The sequence below is a fragment of the Vibrio sp. 10N.286.46.A8 genome, assembly GCF_041470165.1.
In the GTDB taxonomy this organism is placed as follows: domain Bacteria; phylum Pseudomonadota; class Gammaproteobacteria; order Enterobacterales; family Vibrionaceae; genus Vibrio; species Vibrio tasmaniensis_A.
The window spans coordinates 1-8,705 of the sequence record NZ_JBFRLX010000281.1 but is presented as its reverse complement, the minus strand read 5'-3'; the positions used below and the strand labels follow the sequence as shown (position 1 = coordinate 8,705).

Sequence of the window (8,705 nt, the reverse complement as noted above, 5' to 3'; positions counted from 1 at the left end):
GTATATTATTTCACAGTGTGAAAAAAATTGACCCAGATCAGTTACCCAAAAAGAATTAACCAAAAAGTAGTAAGGTAATCGCAAAAACACACTTAAGATGATGATTTATATAGATTAAAATCACATTTTTCGTTAGTTCAAAAAACAAGCAAACAGACAAACTTTTTCTACATAGAGTCATAAACTGTAAAAAAGTTTCATTTTTAGTCAGTTAAATTACATGTATACAGCCATATTCGTGCTACTGAGAGTATATCCATACCGTTGCACGGGCTAGATTTTGACATAATTTTTATTAAATTCGTGCAGCAGTTAACAGTTACTCGATAATAAATTACAAAATGAAACACTAACAACCAACTCGCAACACCGCCAATGCAAAAGTGATATTCAATTAGTTTTTCTAAAAATAATCCCCTATTTCAGGTTAGTTTTTTTCATTCGTGCAAATCCGATTTGTCCCTTACATTACGCGCTCAGACTATTCACCGAATCAAACCTTCAACCTTAAAATTCGCTAACTGGAGATCGCTCTCATGCAAGGCTTAGAACTCGCAATTTTTATGCAATTCTTCCTTGGGCTTGTTGCTGCCGTAAACCCAATCGGCATCATGCCCGTTTTTGTTTCTCTTACTGCACATATGCCACCAGAAGAGAGGAACAGGACCGCATTACAAGCCAACATTGCTGTTGCCGTTATCCTGATTGTGTCGCTTGTCGCGGGGCAAATGCTGCTTGATATGTTTAGCATCTCGCTGGATTCATTTCGTGTTGCAGGTGGTTTGCTATTACTGAGCATCGCATTTTCGATGATGAGCGGTAAGCTCGGTGAAGATAAGCAGAATAAACAAGAGAAATCTGAATACATCAGCAAGGAGCAAATCGGTGTTGTTCCTTTGGCGATGCCGTTAATGGCGGGCCCAGGTGCAATCAGCTCGACCATTGTTTACGGATCTCGTTACCCTGCTGCTATTGATACGGTCGGCATCGGTATTAGTATCATTGCGTTTGCAACCTGCTCTTGGCTCTTGTTCCGTTCAGCGCCGGTTATCGTTCGCTTTTTAGGTCAAACGGGTATCAACGTGATCACGCGTATCATGGGCTTGATTCTTGGCGCATTGGGCATCGAGTTCATCGCCAATGGCCTACGTAATTTGTTCCCAGGTTTGGCATAACGTTTAACGGTAATCCGTTGCTCTATAAAGGGCAACAATATTGCAATATAGATGAGGCGAGTAAAGCAATTGGGCTTTCACTCGCCTCGTTATTATGAAGCTTGTATAATGACTGTTAATGCATTTAACAAAAGATGAATCTCTCCTTATGTCACGCAAGCCACTCAAGCATCATTTGTACGTCATTATCTTTGGTACTCACACGCCAGCCGGACGTGCATTTGATATTTCTCTGATCGTTGCAATCTTGGCTTCGCTATTGGTTCTGATCTTAGAGTCCATCCCTAATGTCATGACCGAATGGTCACAGCAGCTGCGTTATATTGAATACACTTTTACTGCCCTCTTCACTCTTGAGTATTTGTTAAGGCTCTATTGTTCTCCGAAACCAAAATCTTATGCCACCAGCTTTTATGGTGTCGTGGACCTATTGGCGATTCTTCCGACCTACTTAGCGATCATCTTCCCAGGCGCTTCATTTATGGGTGTGGTAAGACTGCTACGTGTGATGCGTATCTTCCGAATCCTAAAACTGGTTCGCTACCTGCAAGATTCAAACATTCTGTTACGTTCACTGTTAATGGCAAGACGAAAGATACTGATCTTTTTCAGCACAGTTGGCATCTTAGTTGTTATCTTCGGCGCGCTTATCTTTGTTATTGAAGGGCCAGAAAATGGCTTTACAAGTATTCCCCACAGTATTTATTGGGCAATCGTAACCATTACGACGGTTGGCTACGGTGACATGATCCCTCAAACCGCGTTAGGGAAAGCGATCGCTTCTCTGACCATGCTATTGGGTTACTCTATTTTAGCGGTACCGACAGGGATTATTACTGCAGAGCTCAGCAATGAGATGAACTCGCACAAAGAGTTGGTAAAGTGTCCGAACTGTAACCGCGCCGGCCATGATTCGGATGCTATGTATTGCAAACACTGTGCGAGTGAATTGGCAGACCCCGACAAGCGTGTCGTTACAGAAGAGAAATAAAAGCAGACTCGAGATGCGAAGAGGTTTAAGGGCAGTTTCGAAGGCCGAATAACGAGATATCAATAAACTAAAAAGGGTTGACGTTTATCGTCAACCCTTTCGGTTTATCAGCTAATAGAATTTAAGCAATCTTGCCGATTACGCTTTCTCAGCAAGGATAATGCGCAGAGTACGGCGTAGTGGTTCTGCAGCACCCCAAAGTAGTTGGTCACCTACCGTGAACGCATTCAGGAAATCGTTACCCATCGACATCTTACGCAGACGACCGACTGGTACAGACATTGTGCCTGTTACTTTCGCTGGTGTTAGCTCCTGCGCAGTGATGTCTCGGTCATTAGGAATCACTTTAACCCAATCATTGTGCGTCGCGATGATCTCTTCGATCTCGTCCATAGGCACGTCTTGCTTAAGCTTAATCGTTAGTGCTTGAGCGTGACAACGCATTGCACCGATTCGTACACAAGTGCCATCAATTGGGATTGGCTGACCATCTAGGCCAAGAATCTTGTTCGCTTCAACGCCGGCTTTCCACTCTTCTTTGCTTTGACCGTTTTCACGCTTCACATCGATCCAAGGAATCAGTGAGCCCGCAAGCGGAGCACCGAACTGATCGGTTGGAAATGAAGATGAACGAATGGTATCAGCGACTTTCTTATCGATATCAAGAATTGAACTTGAAGGGTTCGCTAACTCAGAACTTACGCTGTCGTTGATCACACCCATTTGTGAGATCAGTTCACGCATGTTCTTAGCGCCCGCACCTGAAGCGGCTTGGTAAGTCATGGCACTCATCCACTCAACCATGCCTTTCTCGTATAGACCACCCAAAGCCATAAGCATTAAGCTCACAGTACAGTTACCGCCTACGAAAGTGTTAGTCCCGCCGTGGATACCTTGTTGGATTTGAGCCAAGTTAACAGGATCAAGAGTGATGATTGAATCCGCGTCCATACGTAAGGTAGAAGCCGCATCAATCCAGTAGCCTTTCCAACCTGCTTGACGCAGTGCTGGGTATACTTTTGAGGTGTAGTCTCCGCCTTGACAGGTAATCACCGCATCAAGCTGTTTTAGGCTATCAATATCAAAAGCGTCTTGAAGTAGACCCGCATCTTTACCACCCAAAACAGGGGCAGGAATACCAATCTGAGACGTACTGTAATAAACCGGTTCAATCAAGTCGAAATCTTTCTCTTCAACCATACGTTGCATCAATACAGAACCAACCATACCGCGCCAACCAACTAGACCTACTCTCATCGCTCACTCTCCATGTATAAATTAAAAATTACTCTCCCCCATCTATAAGTTTTTCAGAAACAGAACTCAAGTGCTTTTTGTCAAAAAGTGTAACTTTTTCGTTTCTTTTAAGTGAACGCAATGAATCGTGCAGTTATCCCTGTATCGACATTTAATATCCACCTCATTGATAAAACGCCCATTATCCTCAAATTCAAACATTTGCATCGCCAAAGCAGCTTAATCCTACTCGCGTCACAAACAGTAAATCCCTCTTTTTAATCAATACTATCCAGAATAATACTTCACAAAACGAAAACAACGTGCGACAAGTTTCAACATGTAACAACCATGAATTTAACAATATTTCAGATAATGAAACCATGATTGACTGCATTAACAGTCAAATATCACAACTTGGACGTATTTTTTCGATATAATAAACTAATTACTGTAGTGTCCGTTTTGCACCACACACCACAACGAAGCACTATAAATGCTCGAAATCACAAGAGGCTTTTATGAAGCAGAGTAAAACTCGCCTACCGAACCTATTGCAGGTATTCATCGCGTTAGGACTATTTCTATCCCTTGCTTTTTCCTTTACTGCAAAGCTTGACCTTCCAATTCAACTTGCCTTGTATATTGGCTGGTTCATTATCATGGTTCTCGGTATTCGCCTTGGCCACGAATACAAAGACTTAGAAAAAGCGGCACTCAAAGGAATATCCAATGGCTTAGGCGCGGTTTTAATACTTTTAGCCGTTGGCGCTCTTGTTGGTACTTGGATCTCAGGCGGGATCGTACCTACTATCATTTACTATGGTCTGAAAGCTATCCACCCTTCTATCTTCCTTTTAGCGACCATGATTATCTGTTCTCTAACCGCATTGGCAACTGGTACTTCTTGGGGCGCTGCGGGTACAGCAGGTATCGCGATGATGGGTATTGGCCAAGGCCTAGGTGTTCCAGCACCGATTACTGCAGGTGCAGTGCTGTCAGGTTGTTACTTCGGCGACAAGATGTCTCCACTTTCTGATTCAGTGATTCTGGCTTCTTCAATGTCTGGTGTTGAAGTGGTTGAGCACATCAAGGGCATGCTGCCAGTTGCGTTAATCAGCTACGTGATTACTGGCATCATGTTTACTGCGTTTGGTTTCCACTACGCGGGCAACGTTGACATGAGCCAAGTAGATTCTGTCATCAAAGCAATGGAAGTTCAGTTCTACATCACACCTTACTCATTTCTCCCAGTACTGATCGTGCTTGGTCTGTTGGCTTTCCGCATGCCTTCATTCCCGGTAATCAGCTTCGGTTCTCTGCTAGGTATTATCTGGGCAGTCATGATCCAAGATATCGATTTCCTAACGGCATTCAATACTGCTTGGGCACCGTTCTCTATCTCCTCTGGCGTAGAGTTTATTGACTCGATTCTTAACCGTGGCGGCATGTCTTCAATGCTTGGTTCGGTAGCGGTGATTGTGTTTGGTTTAGGTTTTGGTGGCTTACTGGATAAAGTGGGCGTATTAGAGACGATTGCTAAGGTGTTCGAGCGCCGAGTAAATAGCGCTGGTTCTCTAGCAACAAGCACGATCGGCACGGCCTTCATGGGTAACGTATTCGGTTCTGCAATGTACGTATCGTTAATCCTAACGCCAAAAATCTGTGCGAAAAACTACGACCGTTTAGGTTACCAACGTAAAAATCTATCTCGTAACGCTGAGTTCGGTGGCACGTTAACTTCAGGCATGGTTCCTTGGAGTGACAACGGCATCTACATGGCGAGTATTCTTGGTGTCGCAACGCTCTCTTACGCTCCGTTCATGTGGTTGAGCTTCATCTGTATCCTCGTGACTATCGTAACGTCTTACATGGGTTGGTTCGTTGATAAATGTGAACCAACAGCACCAGCGCTTGAAACTGAAGAAGCCGCTGAACTGAGCAAGCAACAAGCTTAAGCTAAGGCTTTAGTGCGTAAGCACAAAAATGTTGATGATATAAATGCCAAAAGAGCGCTCTAGAGCGCTCTTTTTTGATCTACTTAATTACTGAATTTATTTGCTAGCGGTTCGTTTACCCAACCAATAACCGATGCCTAACGGTGCAAAGAACACCACCAAGATAAACAGGATGAAGTAGATAATCACACCTTTGATTAAGTCCATCAGTTTATCAATCGCGAGTACCACCACCTCTTGAGAGACGCGATCAAGATCTTGTGTAAACAGTTCCCTTTCAGAAGTCACAATGCCTGCAATTTCAATACGCTCTTTCGCAATCATCGCGACCAGAGCTTCTCTCTCTCGTGTCACCATTTGTTCTAACGCTACACGTTCTTCAGTGAGCATCGCCAATTTTTGATCTGTCTTATCACTTAGGTCGTTGAGTAAAGGCTGCATTTCTGTCGACATAATAGAAGCCAATGTTTGCATGTACTCAGGGTTATTCTCAATGAAGTCCTGCATGCTTGCTGATGTTTGACGAAGGCTTTCCAATGTCATCGACAAATCTTCACCTGTGAGCGAACTGTTCATCGCCACCAATTCAGCCTTCCACGTCATCACTTTTGGCGTTTGATCAGCCATTAGGCTTAAGCGGTCTGATGCATCGCTCATGGCTTCTGGCATGGTTCCCAAATTTTGTACGATTTGAGATTCATCTTTACCTAAGTAACTTAGCCATTCGCGATAAGCAGGCGTACTTCTGAAGGTAAGATCTTTAAAAGGATTGCTCGCGGCAAACTCTGCGACGAACGCTTTGCTGCTCTTGAAATCACTCGAGCTCAATACACCCTTTGCCAGTTTCTCTGCTTCTTGGTCAAGAGAACGAGCAGTCTCTACCGCATTTTCCGTCACGAACAGATCCGCGCCATCGCCTTGGCTATAAAACTGATTCATTTGGGCTGTAAAAACCCATGAGTCAATTAATGCTGATATTGGGGAAGTTTGGTAAGCCGCTTGTTGTAAGCCCTGCTCAGCATGGATCTTCCAAAGCAACACATAAGATTGATGTAAGATGTCATCAGCAGGGTAAGATTGCGCAATGAGATCGGCCGAGTCTTCTACTCGTGTAAAAAACATCTTGGCGTATTCACGCGTCATGATCCGAGCCTGTAACTCTTGCTGAGTAAGAGGCGTCGTTTGACTATCTAGCTTAACTTCCAAGAGAGAGCAACCACCTAGCACAATGCTAAGCACCAACACTATCCAATTTCGACTCGAAACTCGTGACATATAAACCTCTAACAAAGACTAAGGGCGCGGATTGTATGAGCGCTTCGTCAGAGTATTGTCAAAAAACCTGTAAAAGTTAACGTTGGGTATTTAAATAGTCATGAGCTGAATCTACAGAGGCTTTTATCGCCATCTCTAGTTCGGCTAAATCGTGCTCGCTGATGGCTCTGGACTGCTTCATTGTCATTTCAATAGTCGCTGCAATGATCGCTAGTCGAGACGCTTTGATGCTGCCAGCCACACCTTTTAAGCTGTGCACAATGCGAGCAGCAGAGGTTTCATCCTTGGTGAGCAGAGATTTGAATCTAGTATAGTCATCTGCGTGATCTTCGACAAAGACCCCTAGCAACAATTCAACAGACTCGGTATCGCCATCAAGAGTCTCTAGCATCTCTTCAATATCAATCGCTGGCTTTGAATCCGTCACACTGGCAATGTGCTTCTCTGGCTCTTGCACTTGTTCTGGTGTTCGCTGAGTTGGGGGTTGCTGAATAGAATTTTGCTGAACCGGAACTTGTGGAATAGGTTCTTGCAAAATCGGTTCTTGTGAAATAGCTTGCGGGCTTGTCGTGCAAGCACTCTGCTGAGGTTGAGCCTCTTCCTGACTTGAATCGATGACTGGTTCCGGTCTGAGTTCTTGGTCTACTTCTTTCATCGATTTTTGGGACCTAACACTCCACAACACTAACGCAATCATTGCCACTAAGCTTAAACCTAGCATGAACAATAATAGGTTGTATTGACGATCATGGAACTCAGCTTCAAGTTTAATGATCTGTTCGTTTACTGAATTCTTCTTAATTTTATCGACTAAATAATTGAGCTGAGCGTAATCACTCAGCAATGCTGAAGCATCAGCCAGTAATTGTTGGAGTGCATCTTGCTCTTCGGATTTTAATGAATAAGATTTTTCAAGAATAGAATCAAAGGCGCGATAAGTTGCTGATGAACTTTGGTTATCGGAATACATCGCTTCAAAAACAACGACACCAAATTCGTTGAGTAGCGGCTTTAACTTAGGGGAAAGTTCAGTATCTGTGCGTAACACTTTGATGTTATCGACGATATCTTGCACCTGACTTTCTATGGGAATGAATTCATCAAATTTTTCTAAAAATTGATCGGCAACGTAAAGCAGTTGGTTCACATCAGGACGAAACAAGGCGTGTTGGAAATCAGATTCTATCTGCAGTCGGATCGAATAAACCAACTGAGCATCGAGTGCTAAATCATTAATGCGAGAGACTCGCAGCGGCTCAGAGAAATAAAGCGATTGCCTCAATTCATTAACGCGAATACCGAGTTCTTCAATTTGAGCGAGCGAGTGAGAGTAAGAACGGCTTAGATTAAGGAGAGCCAGTGAAGGAAGTAGCCACAGAGCCAAGAGTGCAACCAAAAAAGTTGCGGGTCTTTTAAAGCGATTGGGCTTTGCTACTGATTGTTCCATCGATATTCCTTGTTCATGCGAACTCTAAACCATTATGTTGCTAAACATAAACAAGCGACAACAACCTGCTGTCGCTTGCTACCTAATAACTTCGGACTATGACTTATTGCGAGTCAGTTGATCACGTAAGTTCGGTGGCGTCCCTTTAATGGTTAGCGTGTCTGTCTCTGGATCGTAGAAGATACGCTCACCTAAAAGCAGACTATCAAAACTAACATTCAAACCGCCACCAGCACCAACAAATTTTGTTAGTTTACGCATAGTTGCGCGGTCTGCTGGGAAGCTGTCTTCTAACTCGTAGCCTTGCTCACTAGTATAGTCAAAGAAGCTTGTACCATCTGTGCTTGCTGGCAATTCTCCAGAAAGTTCACGAACTTGAACTTCATCACCCGCTTTAAGCTGTTCGTTACAGTAATCCGCAACTTGTTTTTTATAGCTGATCGCTTCTTCTTTCTCTAACTTAGAGTCAGAAACAAAGTCTTCTACCGCTTGCATCAATACTTGGTTTTGCTGCTTAGCATCCAAGCCTACTTCTGCTTGAAGGAAGTCTAAGAAGAAGTCAGCGACTTTACGACCAACGCGCCCTTTAATATAAGTAAGGTAACGGTTTGACTCTTTGTCTG

At 43.7% G+C, this 8,705-nt stretch carries 5 protein-coding genes and 3 pseudogenes; 3 read left to right on the top strand and 5 right to left on the bottom strand.

The window, feature by feature from the left end:
- The first annotated feature begins 536 nt into the window (after positions 1-536).
- Together AB4232_RS21375 and AB4232_RS21370 are read left to right on the top strand one after the other, a co-directional pair.
- On the top strand, positions 537-1,175 hold the full coding sequence (locus AB4232_RS21375) for a YchE family NAAT transporter (RefSeq protein ID WP_004734056.1): 639 nt from the start codon (positions 537-539) through the stop codon (positions 1,173-1,175).
- 148 nt (positions 1,176-1,323) lie between these two features.
- Positions 1,324-2,166: an ion transporter gene (locus AB4232_RS21370; protein WP_032500845.1), complete on the top strand. Its 843-nt coding sequence runs from the start codon at positions 1,324-1,326 to the stop codon at positions 2,164-2,166.
- A 138-nt stretch (positions 2,167-2,304) separates the two neighbouring features.
- On the opposite strand, the gene asd is transcribed toward AB4232_RS21370, so the two are convergent.
- A complete protein-coding gene (asd, locus tag AB4232_RS21365) occupies positions 2,305-3,423 on the bottom strand; it encodes an aspartate-semialdehyde dehydrogenase (protein WP_012603520.1) in 1,119 nt (372 codons plus the stop codon).
- Positions 3,424-3,920: 497 nt separating this feature from the next.
- On the opposite strand from asd, the pseudogene nhaC reads away from it, so the two are divergent.
- Positions 3,921-5,360: pseudogene (nhaC, locus tag AB4232_RS21360) on the top strand (Na+/H+ antiporter NhaC); the annotation flags it as partial.
- A 96-nt stretch (positions 5,361-5,456) separates the two neighbouring features.
- Here the strand turns inward: nhaC and AB4232_RS21355 are convergent.
- The 4 genes and pseudogenes from AB4232_RS21355 to AB4232_RS21340 all read right to left on the bottom strand — a co-directional run.
- Positions 5,457-6,635 (bottom strand): chemotaxis protein, encoded by a 1,179-nt coding sequence (locus AB4232_RS21355; protein ID WP_372087961.1) that lies wholly within the window; start codon positions 6,633-6,635, stop codon positions 5,457-5,459.
- A gap of 76 nt (positions 6,636-6,711) precedes the next feature.
- Positions 6,712-7,083, bottom strand: a pseudogene (locus tag AB4232_RS21350) (Hpt domain-containing protein); the annotation flags it as partial.
- 212 nt (positions 7,084-7,295) lie between these two features.
- Positions 7,296-8,082: pseudogene (locus tag AB4232_RS21345) on the bottom strand (Hpt domain-containing protein); the annotation flags it as partial.
- 96 nt (positions 8,083-8,178) lie between these two features.
- On the bottom strand, positions 8,179-8,705 hold a 527-nt coding region (locus AB4232_RS21340; RefSeq protein ID WP_372087960.1), incomplete at its 5' end, for a nucleoid-associated protein.